The 2,366-nt window shown below is 70.5% G+C and carries 2 protein-coding genes; both read left to right on the forward strand.

Annotated features, from left to right (window positions below; all coding sequences use genetic code 11):
- Window positions 1-1,017: sulfate adenylyltransferase subunit 1 (locus AC068Z_RS42185; RefSeq protein WP_478569086.1), on the forward strand; the 1,017-nt coding region annotated here is incomplete at its 5' end.
- Between the two features lie 187 nt (window positions 1,018-1,204).
- Window positions 1,205-2,308: an aliphatic sulfonate ABC transporter substrate-binding protein gene (locus AC068Z_RS42190; protein ID WP_478569089.1), complete on the forward strand. Its 1,104-nt coding sequence runs from the start codon at window positions 1,205-1,207 to the stop codon at window positions 2,306-2,308.
- Window positions 2,309-2,366: the final 58 nt, after the last annotated feature.

Below are 2,366 nucleotides of genomic sequence, written 5' to 3' on the forward strand. Positions count from 1 at the left end.
CGCAACATGGTCACCGGCGCCTCCACCGCCGAACTGACGGTGATCCTCATCGACGCCCGCAACGGCGTCGTCGAGCAGACCCGCCGGCACGCCGCGCTGGCCGCGCTGCTGCGGGTGCCGCACGTGGTCCTCGCCGTCAACAAGATGGACCTCGTCGACTACCAGGAGTCCGTGTTCGCCGCCATCGCCGAGGAGTTCACGGCGTACGCGACCGAGCTGGGCGTCCCGGAGGTCACCGCGATCCCGATCTCGGCACTCGCCGGTGACAACGTGGTGGAGCCGTCCGCGAACATGGACTGGTACGGCGGCCCGACGGTGCTGGAGCACCTGGAGACCGTGCCCGTCACGCACGACCTCAGCCACTGCCACGCGCGTCTGCCCGTGCAGTACGTGATCCGTCCGCAGACCGCCGAGCACCCCGACTACCGCGGTTACGCGGGCCAGATCGCGGCGGGCTCGTTCCGGGTCGGCGAGGAGATCACCGTGCTGCCGTCCGGCCGTACGTCCCGGATCTCCGGGATCGACCTGCTGGGCGAGCCGGTCGACGTCGCGTGGACCACGCAGTCGGTGACCGTCCTGCTGGAGACCGACGTGGACATCTCCCGCGGCGACCTGATCGTGCCGACCAAGGACGCGCCGGCCACCACCCAGGACGTCGAGGCCACCGTCTGCCACGTCGCCGACCAGCCGCTCACCGTCGGCCACCGGGTGCTGCTCAAGCACGGCACCCGCACGGTCAAGGCGATCGTGAAGGACATCCCGTCCCGGCTCACGCTCGACGACCTGTCCCTGCACCCGCACCCGGGCCGGCTCGTCGCCAACGACATCGGCCGGGTGAAGATCCGTACCGCCGAGCCGCTGCCGGTCGACTCCTACGCCGACTCGCGCCGCACGGGTTCGTTCATCCTGATCGACCCGAGCGACGGCACGACCCTCACCGCCGGCATGGTCGGCGAGTCCTTCGCCTCCCCGGAGCCCGTCAAGGACGAGGCCGAGGACGACGGCTGGGACTTCTGACCATGAACTCCACCGGGTACTACGAGTCGTTCGCCAAGGAGGGCGGCCGGGTCGGCAGCGGCGCCCTCGGCAGCGGCGAGGGCGGAGTGGGCCGATGTGCCGGCTGACCCGCCCCTCGTCCATCTGCCGTTCCCCCGGCCGCGCCTGAGCAGGGCGTGAAGCCGGGCCACCGAGAGGAAAGCCTCCCGTGCCTGCCATCCCCGCCCTGCGCCGTACCCTCGCGGTACTGGCCGTGCTGCCCCTGATCGGGCTCGCGGCCGCCTGCGGTTACGGCTCCCAGGCCGTGGAGAACACCGAGCACGCGATACCGGGGGCCGCGAAGGTCGACGGCCTGGACTCGGTGCGCATCGGCTACTTCGGCAACCTCACCCACGCCACCGCGCTGGTGGGGCGGCACGAGGGGATCTTCCAGAAGGAACTCGGCGGTACGACGGCGAAGTACGCCGCCTTCAACGCCGGCCCGTCGGAGATCGAGGCGCTCAACTCGGGGTCCATCGACATCGGGTGGATCGGGCCCTCGCCCGCCATCAACGGCTACGTCAAGGCGGCCGGGAAGAACCTGCGGATCATCTCCGGGTCGGCCTCGGGCGGTGTGAAGCTCGTGGTGAACCCGGAGAAGGTCAAGTCCCTCAAGGACGTCAAGGGCAAGCGGATCGCCACTCCGCAGCTCGGCAACACGCAGGACGTGGCCTTCCTCAACTGGATCGCCGAGCAGGGCTGGAAGGTCGACGCGGAGAGCGGCGAGGGCGAGGTGTCCGTCGTCCGCTCCGACAACAAGGTCACGCCCGACCTCTACCAGTCCGGCTCGATCGACGGCGCCTGGGTGCCGGAGCCGACCGCGTCGAAGCTGGTCGCCGAGGGCGGGAAGGTGCTGCTGGACGAGGCCGACCTGTGGCCGGACAAGCAGTTCGTGATCACGAACGTGATCGTGCGGCAGGACTTCCTGAAGGAGCACCCGAAGGCCGTGGAGGCGGTGCTCAGGGCCTCCGTCGAGGCCAACCGGTGGATCGAGGCCAACCCCGAGAAGGCGAAGGCCGCGGCGAACGCGCAGCTGGCCACGGACACCGGCAAGGCCCTGCCCGCCGACGTCATCGACCAGGCCTGGCCGTCCATCCGGTTCACCGACGATCCGCTGGCCGCCACGCTCGACGCGCAGGCGAAGCACGCGGTCGAGGCGGGCCTGCTGGAGCGGCCGGACCTGACCGGCATCTACGACCTCGCCCCGCTGAACAAGGTCCTCGAGGCCGAGGGCCGGGACGCGGTCGACGACGCCGGTCTCGGCATCAAGTAACGGACCCGATGAGTTCCCAGGAGGTGACGACCATGGCAACCGCCCTCGCCAAGGCCGC

The organism is Streptomyces sp. NPDC043726, from assembly GCF_056436565.1.